The sequence below is a fragment of the Aeromonas fluvialis genome (assembly GCF_000819885.1).
In the GTDB taxonomy this organism is placed as follows: Bacteria; Pseudomonadota; Gammaproteobacteria; order Enterobacterales; family Aeromonadaceae; genus Aeromonas; species Aeromonas fluvialis.
This window is the reverse complement of record NZ_CDBO01000053.1, coordinates 1-16,324: the sequence shown is the minus strand read 5'-3', so window position 1 is coordinate 16,324 and position 16,324 is coordinate 1. Positions and strand designations below refer to the sequence as shown.

The window sequence follows — 16,324 nt, the reverse complement described above, 5'->3', positions numbered from 1 at the left end:
CACTTACTCCGCCAGCCGTTCGGCGACCCGCAGCACCGAGCTGCGCGAGCGGGTGTTTTCAGAGACCTCATGATCAGAAGGCTTGAGCGCCTTGCCGACCGACTTCAATTTGCGCCCCCCAGCCAGCTGGGCCTCGGTCAATGGAATGCCGTAGGGCACTTCCGGCCCCTTCTCGTGCTTGCGAATGAAATGCTTCACCAGCCGGTCCTCCAGCGAGTGGAAGCTGATCACCGACAGACGGCCGTGGGGCGCCAGTACCTCCAGCGCGCCGTTCAACGCGGTTTCGATCTCGTCCAGCTCGCTGTTGATGTAGATGCGGATGGCCTGGAAGCTGCGAGTTGCCGCATGCTTGCCCTTCTCCTTGCTCGGATTGACCCGGGCAATCATCTCAGCCAGCTGACGGGTACGGACATAAGGCTCGGTCACCCTGTCATGAACGATGGCGCGGGCGATCTTCTTGGCAAAGCGCTCCTCGCCGAAGGTCTTCAGCACCCAGGCAATGTCATCCACATCGGCCTTGGCAAGCCACTCGGCGGCGCTCTGGCCAGTGGAGGGGTCCATCCGCATGTCAAGCGGACCGTCTTTCATAAAGCTGAAACCACGCTCGGCATCGTCCAACTGAGGTGAAGAGACCCCCAGATCGAGCAGAAAACCGTCCACCTTGCCAAGCAAACCGCGTTCGCTCAGATAGCGAGTGATGCCGGAGAAGGGGCCATGGACGATCTCGAAGCGGGGATCCTGGATCTTGGCGGCTTCGGCGATCGCCTGTGGATCGCGATCGATGGCGATCAACCGGCCATTGGGGCCAAGATGCTGCAGGATAAGGCGCGAGTGACCACCCCGGCCAAACGTACCGTCGACGTAGACACCGTCCGGCTTAATGGCCAGACCTTCAACGGCTTCGTGCAGCAGCACTGTGATGTGTTCAGCGGCTTGGGTCATTTATAAAGAGAAATCCTGTAGTCGTGGTGAGCTTGCCCAATCGTCCCCGGGCAGACCCAAGATGTCGTCATTGACCTGTTGTTGCCAGCGGGCTTCATCCCACAGCTCGAATTTGTTGAGCTGGCCCACCAACATGATCTTCTTGTCCAGCCCAGCATGGTTGCGCAGTGGCTGACTGAGCAACAGACGGCCATTGCCATCCAGCTCGCATTCGGTTGCATGACCCAGCAGCAGTCGCTGCAGACGGCGCTCTTGCGGATTCATGCTGGAGAGGGTCTTGAGCTTGCGCTCGACCTCTTCCCATTCGTTCAGGGGATAAAGCAGCAGACAAGGATGGGCAATATCGATGGTGCAAACCAGCTGGCCGTCGCTTTCGTCACGCAGCCAGTCACGGAATTTGGTAGGAATTGCCAACCGCCCTTTACTGTCCAGGCTGATGGCGTGAGCACCACGCAACAAATTACAGTCCCTGAAGGTGAGTGAGCAGGTAGATTGCCCCTCTAAAAACCACTTTGATCCACTTTTACCCACCATGGAGTTTAAGGACGTGCAGGGGGCTTTTCAAGCAAGGAGATGGGGCAGAGGGAACATATTGACGCAGCAATTGCATACCGCGGATTGAGTGGGTTGATTTTCCAAGAGTTATTTGGCGTTAAACTCTGGCGATTAATTGAAATAAATGAATGAACTGAGAACACGCACAATATGCGGGTGCGAACAACCATCCTGTGTCCTATCACCATCTATCGCTGTCATCGCGCTAAATACGAAACTACTCGATTGATTTAAAACATATAATTTCATTAGAAATGACAAGACCAAAAATATCCTACTAACGAAGCCATATTTCCCATGCATGAAAAAGAGCCCCGCGATAAATCGCAGGGCTCTTCGGAATAAGGTCGGAGTCGGCCTGTAAGCCGGGTTCTGTACCGGGTTGCCCCGGGTAGCAATCATTCCTCTAGGCCAGCAATCGCTCGCTGGCTCAAGCAACCTACCCGCCCCCAACGCGGGCCGCGCCAATAGGGGCCTATTTGGTCTTGCTTCGGGTGGAGTTTACCGTGCCACGAACTGTTGCCAGTCGCGCGGTGCGCTCTTACCGCACCCTTTCACCCTTACCTGATCCCTTGCGGGCCATCGGCGGTCTGCTCTCTGTTGCACTGGTCGTAGGCTCACGCCCCCCAGGCGTTACCTGGCACCCTGCCCTATGAAGCCCGGACTTTCCTCCCCTCCGCCCGTCTGTCCCGAGGGACACAACGACGAAGCAGCGATTGCCCAGCCAACTCCGAGGCGCGGATTATAGCCTTGCGATACGCACGGGGTAAACCGGCAATTCCCGTTTACAGCCATTTATCGTGCTTCTATCGCACCTCAACCCTGACTTGGTAGCCTAAGTTTGCTAGCACGCTGATTTGCACCGGTTAGAAATCAGCCAGCAGGCCCGTTCACACGACTTAATGGTGCTCAAGGCCATATTTGTAGAGGGCGTTCTTCTTCACACCGTGGATCTCGGCGGTCAGCGCGGCGGCTTTTTTCAGCGGCAGCTCGGCGACCAGCAACCCCAGGGTGCGGATCGCCTCGGCTGGCAGATCCTCTTCTTCCTTGGAGGCGCCAGCCACGACCAGCACGATCTCGCCGCGGCAGCGGTTGTCATCCTCGCCAAGCCAGGTCAGCATTTCGGACGCTGGCAGACCGTGGATCGACTCGAAGGTCTTGGTCAGCTCACGGCACACCACCACCTGACGCTCGCCAAGAATGCGAGCAATTGCTTCCACTGTATCCTGTACCCGACGCGGCGATTCGTAGAACACCAGCGAGCGGGTGTCTTCGATAACGGCTTGCAGACGATCATCGCGACCCTTGCTCTTGGCGGGCAGGAAGCCTTCAAAGGCAAATCGATCAGTGGGCAGACCGGCCGCGCTCAAGGCGGTGATGGCGGCACAAGGGCCGGGCAGCGGCACCACCTTGACCCCGGCTTCACGACAGCGGGTGACCAAGTGATAACCGGGGTCGCTAATAAGCGGGGTGCCGGCATCGGAGACCAGCGCAACACTCTTGCCCTCTTTGATCCGGCCGATCAATACATCGGCCTTCTGCTGCTCGTTGTGATCGTGCAGGGCGAAGGTCGGCACCGAGATTTGGTAGTGGCTGAGCAGGATACCGGTATGACGGGTATCTTCGGCTGCCACCAGATCGACACTGCGTAAAATGTCCAATGCACGCTGGGTGATGTCCGCCAGATTGCCGATCGGAGTGGGGACTATATACAGGGTTGGGATGTCACTCATGGGATCTCCGAGTGCCCCGACAATTGTGTCGCCATATTGGCCCGTTTACACTATGGGGAACTTCAACACTGGTCGGGGAATGAACTTGAACCGGGTTACAAAGCAGCTAAGTGTATCACGACTCTTCGGCATCATACTCGCGGCAGTACTGCTCGCCGCCTGTGCGTCGGAGCCCCATCAACCGTCAGGGCAGTCAGGCATGCCCTCAGCGTTCTCCAATCTGACCAAGAATGCCCAGTGGTATCTTGAGCAGGTGGACCCCGCCAAGCCGGCCGAGGCCTTTACCTGGCAGATGCTGGCGGCACGCAGCTATCTGGCGCTGGGCCAGGCCAAACCGGCCTCGGCACTGTTCCAGCAATTGCAGAAGCAGGCCAAAGACCCCGCCCAGAAGGCACAGCTGCAACTGCTGCAAGCCCATCTTTTGCTGGCACAAGGCCACGCCAATCAGGCGCTGATCCTGCTGGAGGGCAAACCCGAGGTGGTGCTAGATGCCGATACCCAGAAGGATTGGTATCGCCAGCGCGTGGTGCTGCAGCTCGACATCAACAACAAGTTTGGCGCCGCCAAGTCGTTGATTGCACTGGAGCCCTACCTCAATCAGAGCGAGCAGGCGACCAACCATCAGCAAATCTGGTCGTTGCTCAAAAGCATGACCCCCTCCACCCTGCAGGCTCTGGAAGAGGCACCGGCCCCTGATGTGACTACCGGCTGGTTGCGACTGGCGGCACTGGTCAACGAGTTTGGTGCCCAGCCAAACCTGCTGGCCCGTCAGTTGGCAGGCTGGAAGCGCGACTTCCCCAACCATCCGGCCCAACAGGATATGCCGGCAGGACTGGGCGATCTGGCTGCCACGGCCAGCACCGTAGTGCACCAGATTGCAGTGCTGCTTCCTCTCTCCGGTAATCTGGAGCCGCAGGGTGCCGCCATCCGCAACGGCATGCTGTTGTCTTACAAGGAGAATCAGGGGCAATTTACCCTGAACTTCTACGACACCCAGATCAAATCGACCAGCGAGCTTTACAAGCAGGCGATTCAGGAAGGGGCGGACATGATCATCGGCCCGCTGCTGAAAGACCGGGTCGAGGAGCTGCTCAAGGCCAATCCGAGCGTGCCCGTGCTGGCGCTCAACGAGCTGGACAAGCCGACCGTCAATGACACTACCTACTACTTCTCCCTCTCTGCCGCTGCCGATGCCGCGCAGGCGGCCCAGTACCTCTATGCCCAGGGCTATCGCAAACCACTGCTGATCGCCGCCCAGGGGCGGATCGGCTACGCCAGCATCAAGGCATTCGAGCAGAGCTGGGCCACACTGAGCCAGGACAAGCCGGTCGTTGCCACTTTCGGTGCTCGCAACGAAGTGCAGGGAATGGTCAAGAATGCCCTGAGCGGCCGCTCTACCGCCCGTGCTGGTGAAGTGGTGCAACTCTCTGATGCCGCACCGCGCAGCATTGATGCCGTTTATGTGGTGGCCAACAGCCTGGAAACCCGAATGATCAAACCCTACGTGGATGTCTCGGTCAATCCGATGGGCAGCCTGCCCATCTACACCGGCTCCCGTGGCTACGACAGCGCCGCCACCGAGGTTACCTCCGAACTCAACGGCATGCATATCGCCGATATGCCGCTGCTGCTCGGTGGTTACGAAAAACAGCGCGAACAGATTGCCCTGCTCTGGCCGCAGACCCAGGGTGACCTGCTGCGGCTGTTTGCCATGGGCTACGATGCCGTCAGCCTGGCCGAAAACCTGCAGCAGATGCGCAAGGTGGGCGGCATGCAGCAGGCCGGCATGAGCGGCCAGCTGAGCGTGGATGCCCAGGGCAATATCGTGCGGATGCTGAGCTGGGGTACTTACCAGAACGGCAAACTGGTCGATGAGAACGCCGTTCAGCAGCTGGAGGAGCCCTCCAATGAAGGAACTATGGAAACGGATGCGCCAGCAGTTACCGAGCCTGTTCCCCTCACCCACGAGCAAGGGACAGCACTTTGAACAGGTCGCTGAACGCTGGTTGCAGGCTCGTGGCCTGCAACCGGTAGCTCGCAACTACCGCTGTCGTGGCGGTGAAATCGATCTCATCATGCACCAGGGCCAGACCCTGGTGTTTGTTGAGGTTCGCTACCGGGCCGCCGGCAGCCATGGCGGGGCCGCCAGCTCGGTCACCCGCAGCAAACAGCACAAGATCATGCTGGCAGCGCGCCACTATTTGAAGCAACATGCCATCAACGAGGCCAATCAGGCCTGTCGATTCGATGTGATTGCGTTCGAAGGCGACCAGCCAAGCTGGATCCAGAACGCATTTTAAGAGGACCCTATGACTGACCGCATCAAAGAGAACTACACCGAAAGCATCCAGACCAAGATAGCCGCCGCCGAGGCGCTGCCGGATGCCATCCATACTGCAGCCCAGATGATCACCATCTGCCTGCTCAATGGCCACAAGGTGCTGGCATGCGGTAACGGTCCTTCTGCAGCACTGGCACAACTGTTCATCTCCGAGCTGGTCAACTGCTACGAGACCCAGCGCCCCTCCCTGCCTGGCATGGCCCTGACCCCGGACATGGCGACCATCAGCGCCATCGCCACCGATCACGGTTTCGAAGAGGTCTATGCCAAGCAGATCCGTGCGCTGGGCCAGGCTGGCGACATTCTGGTGGTCATCACCACCTCCGGCCACAGCCGCAGCCTGATCAAGGCCGCCGAGGCAGCCCTCTCCCGCGACATGACCATAGTGGTGCTGAGCGGCGGGGACGGCGGTGAAATGGCTGGTCTGCTTGGCCCAAATGATGTGGAGATCCGTGTTCCCTCCGCCCGTCGGCCTCGCATTCTGGAGGTGAACCTGTTGACCCTGCACTGCCTGTGTGATCTCATCGACCAGACACTTTTCCCGCAACAGGAAGATTGAAACCATGAAAAAGCACACTATTCTGCTCAGTCTGCTGGTGAGCACCCTGCTGCTGCAAGGCTGCGCAGCCGTGGTCGTTGGCGGCGCAGCAGGAACTGCCAAGGCCTCTGGCGATCGCCGAACGCTGGGTGCGCAGTGGGATGACCAGACCATCGAACTGAAAGCGGCCAATCTGCTGGCCGACAACAAACCGCTCAGCGCAGCCAGCAAGATCAGCGTCTATAGCAACAATGGCCGCGTTCTGCTGGTTGGCCAGACACCGTCTGACGTTTACAAGATTGAGGCGGGCAAAATAGTCAGTCGCATCGCGGGAGTCCGCCACGTCTACAACGAATTGCGCCTCGGCCAGCCGGCCAGCATCACCACCCGCAGTAATGACTCCTGGATCACCTCCAAGGTGAAAGCCGACATGTTCGGCACCAAGAACTTCGACAGCACCAAGGTCAAGGTGGTCACCGAGAACAGCGAGGTGTTCCTGATTGGTTTGGTGACTCGCCAGGAAGGGGAACAGGCGGTCAACATCGCCCGCCACGTTAGCGGTGTGAAGCGTGTTATCAAGGCGTTCGAATACGCCCAGAACTGACAAGCAACGGATATGAAAAACGCAGCCGATTGGCTGCGTTTTTTATTTGATGACTTTCAGGGTAGGACGACCGCTCGGACGCGGTGGTTCCGGCTCTGGCTCCACCGGCGCTTCGGCCTGCTCCAGCCAGATATCGTAACCCGGCTCGGGCGGGAACAGTGTCCCCACGCCGTTTTCCCGGGCATGAATGGCCAGTACAGCCGCCATCGGGATGTAGACCTGCTGGGAGACCCCGCCAAAGCGGGCACTGAAGCTGATGGCTTCATTATCCATGTGAAATTGCATCACGGCACGAGGCGCAATGTTCAATACAATCTGACCATCCTGGGCAAATTGCATTGGCACCATCACATGGGGAATGTTGACGTTGACCACCAGATGAGGGGTCAGATCGTTGTCCAGCAGCCAGTCAAAGAACGCCCGCAATAAGTACGGGCGGCTCGGTGTCATTGTCGGTTCCATACTCATACGCCAGAACGGATCTCGCGCTCGGCCTCGGTCAGGGAAGCCTGGAAGGACTCACGCTCGAACAGACGAACCATGTAGGCCTTCAGCTCTTTGGCACCACGACCGGTCAGGTCGATGCCCAGGCTTGGCAGACGCCACAGCAGCGGGGCCATGTAGCAATCCACCAGACCGAACTCTTCGCTCATGAAATAGGGCATTTCACCGAAGATCGGCGCGATGGCCAGCAGGTTGTCACGCAGTTCGTTGCGTGCCGCTTCAGCATCGGTACCAGCCATGATCTTGTCGGCCAGGGAGTACCAGTCCAGCTCGATGCGGTGCATCATCAGACGGCTGTTACCACGGGCTACCGGGTAAACAGGCATCAGGGGCGGATGCGGGAAGCGCTCGTCCAGATACTCCATGATGATGCGTGAGGTGTAGAGTGCCAGCTCGCGATCGACCAGGGTCGGCACAGAGTTGTAGGGGTTCAGCTCGGCCAGCTCATCCGGCAAATTGGCTGGGTCAACCTGGCAGATATCCACGCTAACACCCTTCTCCGCCAGGACAATACGCACCTGATGGCTGAACATATCGTTGGCACCGGAAAACAGCGTCATTACCGAACGCTTATTGGCAGCTACAGCCATTGAACCCTCCCGTCATAAAAAAGCAGAAACGGCAATGAAGCATCTTGATCTTCATTGCCGTGCATTATATTACCCGTATCTGGTCGCTTAGTGAACGTCGCGCCAGAATTCCTTCTTCAACAGCACAGTGAAGATGAAGAAGATCGCGATGAAACCAAGTACCCAGAAGCCCATGCGTTCACGCTCCTGTTGTACCGGTTCAGCCGAGTAGACCAAGAAGTTTACCAGATCAAGCACAGTCTGATCATACTCTTCGTCATCCATTTCACCATTACCATCAGATTTGATCCTGACAACCTGCTGGATATCGACCCCATCGACCTTGTGAGTCGCGAACTCGGCGCGGGGGGTTCCCTGCAACGGTTCCAGCACGTGAGGCATGCCCACGGACGGGAATACGGTGTTGTTCACCCCGAATGGACGAGTCTCATCCACGTAGAAAGAGCGCAGGTAGGTGTAGATCCAGTCCGCCCCACGCACCCTTGCTACCAGCGTCAGATCCGGTGGAGGTGCCCCGAACCACTTGGCGGCATCCTTCTCGGACATGGCGATCTTCATCAGATCGCCAACCTTGGCCCCGGTGAAGATGAGATTCTCCTTCATCAGATCCTCTGGGATCTCCAGGTCTGCCGCTACCCGGTTATAACGTTGGTACTGGGTAGAGTGGCAACCGGCGCAGTAGTTCATGAAGGTTGCGGCACCACGCTGCAAGGAGGCCTTGTCGCTCAGGTCATAGTTGGCCTTGTCGAGGGGCACACTGGTGCCAGCCGCCGAGACCAGACCGGGTAGCAGAGCCAACACTGCTAATAGTATTTTTTTCATTTAAACGTCACCCTCTCTGGCAGCGGCTTGGTACTTTCATTCTTGCTATAGAAGAACAGCAGGACAAAGAACCCGAAATAACCCAAGGTACAGATCTGGGCAACCAGTGTCAGAGTCGGCGTCGACGGCAGCACACCCAGCACCCCCAGGATGATGAAACAGACCACGAACTGGGCGATGTTCAGCTTGTGCAGCTTGCTGCGATAGCGTACCGAACGTACCTTGCAGCGATCCAGCCAGGGCAGCAGGAACAGCACCAGGATGGAGAGGCCCATCATGATGACACCAAGCAGCTTGTCAGGTACGGCGCGCAGAATCGCATAGAAGGGGGTGAAGTACCACACAGGCGCGATGTGAGCAGGAGTTTTCAGGCCGTTAGCCACTTCAAAATTCGGCTTCTCGAGGAAATAGCCCCACATATCCGGCTTGAAGAAGATGATGGCACAGAAAAAGAACAGGAAGCCAGCGACACCTATCATGTCCTTGACGGTGAAGTAGGGGTGGAATGCCACCGCATCCAGCGGCCAGCCTTTCTCGTCCTTGTGCTTCTTGATATCGATGCCATCCGGGTTGTTGGATCCCACCTCATGCAGCGCCAGAATGTGCATGGCAACCAGCATCACCAGCACCAGCGGCAACGCGATGACGTGCAGCGCGAAGAAGCGGTTCAGGGTCGCACCGGAAATGACGTAGTCACCACGGATCCACAGGGTCAGGTCGTCACCGATGACCGGAATGGCGCCAAACAGCGAGATGATGACCTGAGCCCCCCAGAATGACATTTGACCCCAGGGCAGCAGATAACCCATGAAGGCTTCGGCCATCAGCACCAGGAAGATCAGCATGCCGAAGATCCACAACAGTTCACGGGGCTTCTGGTAAGAGCCATAGATCATGCCGCGAAACATGTGCAGGTAGACCACCACGAAGAACGCCGAGGCGCCGGTGGAGTGCATGTAACGCAGCAGCCAGCCGTACTCCACATCGCGCATGATGTATTCCACGGAGGCAAACGCACCTTCCGCAGAGGGGTTGTAGTTCATGGTCAGCCAGATACCGGTAATAATTTGGTTGACCAGCACCAGCATCGCCAGCGAGCCGAAGAAGTACCAGAAGTTCAGGTTCTTCGGTGCCGGATACTTGGCCATGTGGTCGTTGTACATGGCCGTGAGCGGGAATCGATAATCGATCCAGCCCATCAGTTTACTCAACATGGTCAGGCCTCCTTGCCATCGGCACCGACCAGGATGGTGGTGTCATTAATGAATTGATAGGGCGGAATGACCAAGTTCAGCGGTGCAGGCACCCCCTGGAACACACGGCCGGCCATGTCGAACTTGGAGCCGTGGCACGGGCAGAAAAAGCCGGACGTGACGCCCTGCACCTGCTCGCCAAAGCTGTCAGGCAGATAGGAAGGTGAACACCCGAGGTGGGTGCAAATACCGACCGCGACAAAAATCTCGGGCTTGATCGATCTGTACCCGTTATGGGCATAGTCAGGCTGCTGCGGCTCGTCAGATGAGGGATCCCGCAGCTTGTCATCATGCGCGGCCAGGGCATCCAGCGTCTGTTTGGTGCGTTTCACCACCCAGACCGGCTTGCCTCGCCACTCGACACGGATGAGCTGACCCGGTTCCAACTTGCTGATATCGACTTCAACCGGCGCACCGGCTGCTTTGGCCTTGGCGCTCGGATTCCATGACTTTATAAACGGCACTGCGGTAAACGCAGCTCCTACCCCACCAACGGCAACCGTTGACCAGGTAAGAAATCTGCGGCGACCGGTATCAACTGGCGCATTGCTCATCCAAAAACTCTCCCATGTGGACTCCGCGCATTCTTATAGTGTCCCTGTTCCCCATTTTTCCCGTGACAACAGCGGCGGAAGCTGGATTTACAATTGCCACAGAAAACAGGGGAAATTTTAAAGAAAAGATAACAACTTGACAAGAAAGAGCGGTGAGCAATGAAAACAATAAAGAAACAATTTTTTGTCTTTTGTGACGTGTGGTTAGCATTGATGTCGGTAATATTACCAATAAAAAAAGCCTGGCAGTTGCCAGGCTTTTTTGACACTCGAAAGAGTGAGTACCAAAAGCGAATTAACGCTTGGAGTACTGCGGACGCTTACGAGCTTTGTGCAGACCGACTTTCTTACGCTCAACCTTACGGGCATCGCGAGTAACAAAGCCAGCTTTACGCAGTTCGGAACGCAGGGTTTCGTCGTACTGCATGAGAGCACGAGTAATACCGTGGCGGATCGCACCAGCTTGACCGGAGATGCCACCACCGTTAACGGTGATGTACAGGTCCAGTTTCTCGGTCATCTCAACCAGTTCCAGCGGCTGACGAACTACCATGCGGGCAGTCGGACGGCCGAAGTACTGCTCCAGGGAGCGCTGGTTGATTACGATCTTGCCGCTACCCGCTTTGATAAATACGCGAGCAGTGGAGCTTTTGCGACGGCCGGTACCGTAGTATTGATTTTCTGCCATGTTGCCAGTTCCCGATTAGATATCCAGTACTTGAGGTTGCTGAGCAGCATGAGCATGCTCGGCGCCTGCGTAAACTTTCAGTTTACGGAACATGGCACGGCCCAGAGGACCTTTCGGCAGCATGCCTTTGACGGCTGCTTCGATTACCATTTCCGGTTTACGCTGAATCAGCTTGTCGAAGCTGATTGACTTGATACCACCCGGGAAACCGGAGTGAGCGTGGTACATTTTGTCGGTAAATTTCTTACCGGTTACGTGTACCTTCTCAGCGTTTACAACGATGATGTAATCACCGGTGTCAACGTGCGGAGTGTATTCAGCTTTGTGCTTACCACGCAGACGAGCAGCGATCTCGGTTGCGATACGACCCAGAGTTTTACCTTCTGCGTCCACAATGTACCAGTCACGTTTTACGGTTTCTGGCTTGGCAACGAAAGTTTTCATTAAGTTAAACCCAATTACCTGTTACAGACCCAATTGCTTATGGGGGCTCTCCCACAAACAACAAACGATGGCCTACCTGTACCCCTTCGAATACAAGTAAAGCTTAAAGTGTTGCTGTCTTATCGACAGCTGTAACGTGGGCCGGGCGATTATAAGTGAAGTTGCCTTAAATATCACCTGCTAATTTCACTGCCATGAAACCAGCAAATGTCGCCCGGCCCTACCTGCCGCAGATGCCCATCCGACTGGCAGGCGCGGTATTGTGACTAAGGAAGGTGCACTCTGGCAAGGTATTCGTGCGATTGCATCTCCTGAAGCCGCGAAAGACAGCGTTTGAATTCGAAATTCAGCAGCCCTTCACCGTAGAGTTCCTGCATGGGCACCGCCGCCGACATGATGAGCTTGACGTGTCGTTCATAGAATTCGTCAACCATGGCAATAAAGCGGCGAGCCGCATCATCCGTGCCTGTGCCCATTGACTGCACATTGGCCAGCAGGACGGTATGGAACAGCCTGGCCAGTTCGATATAGTCGTTCTGGGAGCGAGGAGTACAGCAAAGTTGCTCAAATTCCATATAGAGCACCCCTTCCCCCATTCCCAGCGACGTCAGCTGACGATGATTGACCTCGAACGTCCCCTCGCACGCCGTGTGCCCACCGGTTAATTGCTGAAAATAGTGGTCAAGATTGGCTTTTGCCTGCAAATCCAGCGGGCAGTGATAAATCTCCGCTTGTTCCAGCGTACGCAGGCGATAGTCGATACCGCCATCCACGTTAAGTACCTCACAATGGCGCTCGATAAGCTCGATAGCAGGCAGAAAACGGGCTCGCTGCAGCCCGTTTCGATAAAGCTCCTGCGGCGGAATATTTGAAGTGGCGACCAGCACGACGCCGTGACCAAACAGCTCCTGGAACAATGTGCCCAGTAACATGGCGTCGGTGATGTCGGAGACAAAAAATTCATCGAAACAGATGATGTCTGTCTCGCTGGCAAGCTTGCTGGCCACCAGCTTGAGCGGATCGGGTTGTCCGCTCAGCCCCTGCAGTTCATCGTGAATGCGGTGCATGAAACGGTGGAAATGGCTGCGCATCTTGCGCGTCCCCGGCAGGCTGTCGAAAAAAGTATCCATCAGCCAGGTCTTGCCTCGGCCCACTCCGCCCCACATATAGATGCCCTGGACGGGCTCCGGCGCCTTGGGCTTTTGCAGCCAGCCCAGCAGCCCTCGAGATCTGGTCGGAGTCGGGCGCCGTAGCAAATCCTGATACAGTCGCTCCAGCCGGCTAATGGCCATCCCCTGCGCAGGGTCAGCCACAAAACCGGGGCGCAGCAGATCCTGCTGATATTTTTGCTGCGGTGTCATCCTTGAGCGCTTCTCCAAGTCCCTGAATCGAGGACAAAATGGTATCACGGCCTCGGGACGCACGGTATAGTGCCATCAAGGCATGGCGGTTGTGACACCCCCATAAACCCACACTGTTTTAGCTGTAACAAGGAGCATCTATGAGTCTGTTAACTGGGATCCTGCTGGCTGTCGCGGCCTTGATTATCGGTATCGTTATCGGCCGTTTTTCGGTGCGTAGCCGCGATGCCGGCCGTCTGGAACAGGAACTGAAAAAGGCCCACAAGGAGCTCGAAAGTTATCAGGGCCAGATCAACACCCACTTCGCTGACAGTGCCGCGCTGATGGAGCAACTGGCCGAGCAGTATCAGACCCTCTATCGCCACATGGCCGAGCAAAGCAAATTCCTGGCCAAGGCGCAGGAACCACTGTTCCGCGAGTCATTGGTAGAAGAAGCCCCAGCCAATGTGGCAGAAGAGCCTGGCGTTCCGCCTCGCGACTATGCTGGCGCCTCTTCCGGACTGCTCAAGCAACCAAACTAGTTCCTCGCGGAACTAATTGGCCAGTCCCGTGGTCTGACCTTGAGGATTGCATTGCAACTTTTTCTGGGAGCTGTTTTTCATATGCGTAAACCTCTTTCCATACTCAGTGTGCTAGCCCTCAGTGTTGGTATCGCCATGTCTGCGGCCCCTGCTCAGGCTGCACTGCCTTCCCTGGTAGGCGCAAATCAGGAGATGCCAAGCCTGGCGCCTATTCTCGAACAGGTCACCCCGGCGGTGGTCAATATCTCGGTTTCTGGCAAAAAAATTACCCGTCAGCGTCTGCCGGAACAATTCAAGTTTTTCTTCGGCCCCAACATGCCCGATGAACAGGTGAGCGAGCAGCCATTCCAGGCGCTAGGCTCCGGTGTCATCGTCGACGCCAAGAAGGGTTACGTGATCACCAACGCTCACGTGGTCCACGAGGCGGACGAGATCAAAGTCAACCTGAAGGATGGTCGTGAGTACGCGGCCAAGAAGATCGGTGAAGACAAGCAGTCCGACATCGCCCTGCTGCAAATCAAGGCCGAGGATCTGGTGCAGATCAAGTTCGCCGACTCCGATGAGCTGCGGGTGGGTGACTATGCACTGGCCATCGGCAACCCCTTTGGCCTGGGTCAGACCGTCACATCAGGTATCGTCAGCGCCCTGGGCCGCAGCGGCCTCAATATCGAGAATCTAGAGAACTTCATCCAGACCGATGCGGCCATCAACTCCGGTAACTCAGGCGGCGCCCTACTCAACCTGCGTGGTGAGCTGATCGGTATCAACACCGCGATTCTGGGCCCGAACGGCGGCAACATCGGCATCGGCTTTGCCATTCCCTCCAATATGGTGCGGGATCTGACCGAGCAGATCGTCAAATACGGTGAAGTGCGTCGCGGCCAGCTCGGCATTACCGGCACCGAGCTCACCTCCGACATCGCCAAAACCTTCGGCTACAACAAGAAGGATGGCGCCTTCGTCAATCAGGTCATGCCTGGTTCGGCGGCCGACAAGGCGGGCATCAAGGCGGGTGATATCATCGTCAGCATCGATGGCAAGCCGGTTCGCTCCTTCGGCGAGCTGCGTGCCAAGATCGCCACCATGGGTGCCGACAAGCAGGTCGAGCTGGGACTGATCCGCGATGGCAAGTCACAGACGGCCAAGGTAACCCTGAAGCAAGCTGATGACAGCGAAGTGCGCGCCAGCGCGCTGCATCCGGCACTGGAAGGGGCCAAGCTGAGTACCACTACCGACCCGGTCTCCGGCGTCGCGGTAGCGGACATTGATCCCCGCTCTCCGGCAGCCGCGTCCGGCCTGCAGAAGGGTGACATCATCATCGGGGTCAACCGCCTGCGCATCAACAGCCTGGGCGAGCTGACCAAAGCGCTCAAGAACAAGCCTGACGTGCTGGCGCTCAACATCCAGCGCGGTGACTCCTCGCTCTATCTGGTGATCCGCTAACACGTCGGTAGTTCGCCACTCCTGCAATCACCCGCGGCCTTCACCGCGGGTGATTTTTATCCATCGATAGTGTTATTCTCTGCGCGCAGCCTGTACGGATGAGAATGACATGAAAATCCCCCCTTTAGTCAGTTACTTGGGCAAGTCTGTCGGTTTCGGTTTGACCGTCGCGGCACTGCTGTTGCTGCTGTTTCCCCATTTTCGCGGTGGTGCCGAACTGCCCGGCATCATCACCAATGCCCGTGAACTGAGTTTCTCCTATGCCGCCCATCGGGCAGGCCCTGCCGTCGTCAATATCTACACCCGCAGCTTTGCCCCCAATCAGGGCAATCAAGGGGAGCTGCGCCCGCAAGGGCTGGGCTCCGGCGTCATCATGAACCAGCGCGGCTATGTGCTGACCAATTATCACGTCATCGCCGATGCCGACCAGATCATCGTCGCACTGCAGGATGGCCGGGTTTTCAGCGCCGAGCTGGTCGGTACCGATCAACTCACCGACCTCGCCGTGCTCTATATCGAGTCGGACAACCTACCGGTGATCCCGCAGGATCCGGAACGACTGCCAGAAGTGGGGGATGTGGTGCTCGCCATCGGCAATCCCTACAACGTCGGCCAGACCATCACCCAGGGCATCATCAGCGCCACCGGTCGCACCGGCCTCTCCAGCATGGGGCCCGACAGCAATGGCCGTCAGGATCTGCTGCAGACCGATGCCGCCATCAACGAAGGCAACTCGGGTGGCGCGCTGGTCAACGGCCGTGGCGATCTGGTGGGTATCAACACCGCCACCTATCACCTCAACAGCAGTCAGGAGAGCTACGGTATCAGCTTCGCCATCCCCTACCGGCTGGCAAAACGGATCATGGACGAGCTGATCGCCAACGGCAGGGTGATCCGTGGCTACCTCGGGATCTCCAGCGTCGAGATCAATCCGACTGTCGCGCGGATGATGAACCTCGGCGACCTGCGTGGCCTGGTGGTTGAGAGTCTGGATCCCAATGGCCCGGCGACCAAAGGCGGTCTGCAGCGAGGGGATGTGCTGCTCAAGATCAACGGAGAAGCCATCAGCGGTGTACGAAGTGCCATGGACAAGATTGTCGAGAGCCGCCCTGGCACCAAGCTGACCATCTCGGTATTCCGCTCCGGCAAGCCGCTGGACGTCGTGGTCACCATCGAAGAGGACCTGCGCTATCAGAAGCGGGGGGCAAGTGCGAAAGCCGCAACTCCCGGCTAGGGCAATGCTCCCATCATCATTGCGGGGAATCGCCCTTTTCCACATCACCCGCCACGCCCCTTGATACTCATAGGTTTCATCGACACAGATCCCGCCACACCTCCTCGATAAATACGCAACCGATCACATCACACAGGCCTCAAAAACTCCTGCCGAGGTGTTTTTTCTCTACCTGAACCCGACATTCCGCACCTAAT

18 protein-coding genes and 1 other RNA gene are annotated in these 16,324 nt (G+C 57.3%); 7 read left to right on the top strand and 12 right to left on the bottom strand.

The window, feature by feature from the left end:
- Positions 1–3: 3 nt before the first annotated feature.
- The 4 genes from rsmH to rsmI form a co-directional block, all read right to left on the bottom strand.
- Positions 4–942: a 16S rRNA (cytosine(1402)-N(4))-methyltransferase RsmH gene (gene rsmH / locus BN1125_RS11350; RefSeq protein WP_042012403.1), complete on the bottom strand. Its 939-nt coding sequence runs from the start codon at positions 940–942 to the stop codon at positions 4–6.
- Positions 943–1,401 carry a division/cell wall cluster transcriptional repressor MraZ gene (gene mraZ / locus BN1125_RS11345; protein ID WP_013723406.1) on the bottom strand — a complete coding sequence of 153 codons (459 nt, stop codon included), beginning with the start codon at positions 1,399–1,401 and terminating at the stop codon, positions 943–945.
- A 441-nt stretch (positions 1,402–1,842) separates the two neighbouring features.
- Positions 1,843–2,229: RNase P RNA component class A (rnpB, locus tag BN1125_RS18155), an RNA gene on the bottom strand.
- Positions 2,230–2,396: 167 nt separating this feature from the next.
- Positions 2,397–3,230, bottom strand: coding sequence for a 16S rRNA (cytidine(1402)-2'-O)-methyltransferase (gene rsmI / locus BN1125_RS11340; protein WP_042012402.1), 834 nt, complete (start codon positions 3,228–3,230; stop codon positions 2,397–2,399).
- A gap of 199 nt (positions 3,231–3,429) precedes the next feature.
- Here rsmI and BN1125_RS11335 point away from each other — a divergent pair, with 199 nt between their 5' ends.
- Genes BN1125_RS11335 through dolP form a run of 4 tightly spaced genes read left to right on the top strand, consistent with a single transcriptional unit; the run spans position 3,430 to position 6,713 of the window.
- Positions 3,430–5,217: a penicillin-binding protein activator gene (locus BN1125_RS11335; protein ID WP_042012401.1), complete on the top strand. Its 1,788-nt coding sequence runs from the start codon at positions 3,430–3,432 to the stop codon at positions 5,215–5,217.
- Positions 5,159–5,530, top strand: a complete 372-nt coding sequence (locus BN1125_RS11330) for a YraN family protein (RefSeq protein WP_042012400.1) — start codon at positions 5,159–5,161, stop codon at positions 5,528–5,530. The genes BN1125_RS11335 and BN1125_RS11330 overlap by 59 nt, the downstream gene beginning before the upstream one ends.
- A gap of 9 nt (positions 5,531–5,539) precedes the next feature.
- Positions 5,540–6,130: a D-sedoheptulose-7-phosphate isomerase gene (locus BN1125_RS11325; protein ID WP_042012399.1), complete on the top strand. Its 591-nt coding sequence runs from the start codon at positions 5,540–5,542 to the stop codon at positions 6,128–6,130.
- 4 nt (positions 6,131–6,134) lie between these two features.
- Complete coding sequence (dolP, locus tag BN1125_RS11320; RefSeq protein ID WP_042012398.1) at positions 6,135–6,713, top strand: division/outer membrane stress-associated lipid-binding lipoprotein; 579 nt, start codon at positions 6,135–6,137, stop codon at positions 6,711–6,713.
- A gap of 42 nt (positions 6,714–6,755) precedes the next feature.
- Here the strand turns inward: dolP and BN1125_RS11315 are convergent, their stop codons facing one another.
- The 8 genes from BN1125_RS11315 to zapE all read right to left on the bottom strand — a co-directional run bounded on the left by BN1125_RS11315 (position 6,756) and on the right by zapE (position 12,929).
- Positions 6,756–7,181, bottom strand: a complete 426-nt coding sequence (locus tag BN1125_RS11315) for a ClpXP protease specificity-enhancing factor (protein ID WP_041234002.1) — start codon at positions 7,179–7,181, stop codon at positions 6,756–6,758.
- The gene (gene sspA / locus BN1125_RS11310; RefSeq protein WP_042012397.1) at positions 7,178–7,807 is read right to left on the bottom strand and encodes a stringent starvation protein SspA; all 630 of its coding nucleotides are present in this window, start codon (positions 7,805–7,807) and stop codon (positions 7,178–7,180) included. The genes BN1125_RS11315 and sspA overlap by 4 nt, the downstream gene beginning before the upstream one ends.
- Before the next feature lie 87 nt (positions 7,808–7,894).
- Positions 7,895–8,629, bottom strand: a complete 735-nt coding sequence (locus tag BN1125_RS11305) for a cytochrome c1 (RefSeq protein ID WP_042012396.1) — start codon at positions 8,627–8,629, stop codon at positions 7,895–7,897.
- Positions 8,626–9,843: a cytochrome b gene (locus tag BN1125_RS11300; protein WP_042012395.1), complete on the bottom strand. Its 1,218-nt coding sequence runs from the start codon at positions 9,841–9,843 to the stop codon at positions 8,626–8,628. The genes BN1125_RS11305 and BN1125_RS11300 overlap by 4 nt, the downstream gene beginning before the upstream one ends.
- Before the next feature lie 2 nt (positions 9,844–9,845).
- A complete protein-coding gene (gene petA, locus BN1125_RS11295; protein WP_042012394.1) occupies positions 9,846–10,436 on the bottom strand; it encodes a ubiquinol-cytochrome c reductase iron-sulfur subunit in 591 nt (196 codons plus the stop codon).
- 295 nt (positions 10,437–10,731) lie between these two features.
- Positions 10,732–11,124, bottom strand: coding sequence for a 30S ribosomal protein S9 (rpsI, locus tag BN1125_RS11290; protein WP_005336286.1), 393 nt, complete (start codon positions 11,122–11,124; stop codon positions 10,732–10,734).
- Between the two features lie 15 nt (positions 11,125–11,139).
- Positions 11,140–11,568, bottom strand: a complete 429-nt coding sequence (gene rplM, locus BN1125_RS11285) for a 50S ribosomal protein L13 (protein ID WP_005336289.1) — start codon at positions 11,566–11,568, stop codon at positions 11,140–11,142.
- A 266-nt stretch (positions 11,569–11,834) separates the two neighbouring features.
- Positions 11,835–12,929 carry a cell division protein ZapE gene (zapE, locus tag BN1125_RS11280; RefSeq protein WP_042012393.1) on the bottom strand — a complete coding sequence of 365 codons (1,095 nt, stop codon included), beginning with the start codon at positions 12,927–12,929 and terminating at the stop codon, positions 11,835–11,837.
- 140 nt (positions 12,930–13,069) lie between these two features.
- On the opposite strand from zapE, the gene BN1125_RS11275 reads away from it, so the two are divergent.
- The 3 genes from BN1125_RS11275 to degS all read left to right on the top strand — a co-directional run bounded on the left by BN1125_RS11275 (position 13,070) and on the right by degS (position 16,127).
- Entirely contained in the window at positions 13,070–13,450 is a 381-nt protein-coding gene (locus BN1125_RS11275; RefSeq protein WP_042012392.1) for a Z-ring associated ZapG family protein, read from the top strand.
- Between the two features lie 81 nt (positions 13,451–13,531).
- The gene (locus BN1125_RS11270) at positions 13,532–14,893 is read left to right on the top strand and encodes a Do family serine endopeptidase (protein WP_042012391.1); all 1,362 of its coding nucleotides are present in this window, start codon (positions 13,532–13,534) and stop codon (positions 14,891–14,893) included.
- Positions 14,894–15,002: 109 nt separating this feature from the next.
- Positions 15,003–16,127: an outer membrane-stress sensor serine endopeptidase DegS gene (gene degS, locus BN1125_RS11265; protein WP_042012390.1), complete on the top strand. Its 1,125-nt coding sequence runs from the start codon at positions 15,003–15,005 to the stop codon at positions 16,125–16,127.
- Positions 16,128–16,324 lie beyond the last annotated feature (197 nt).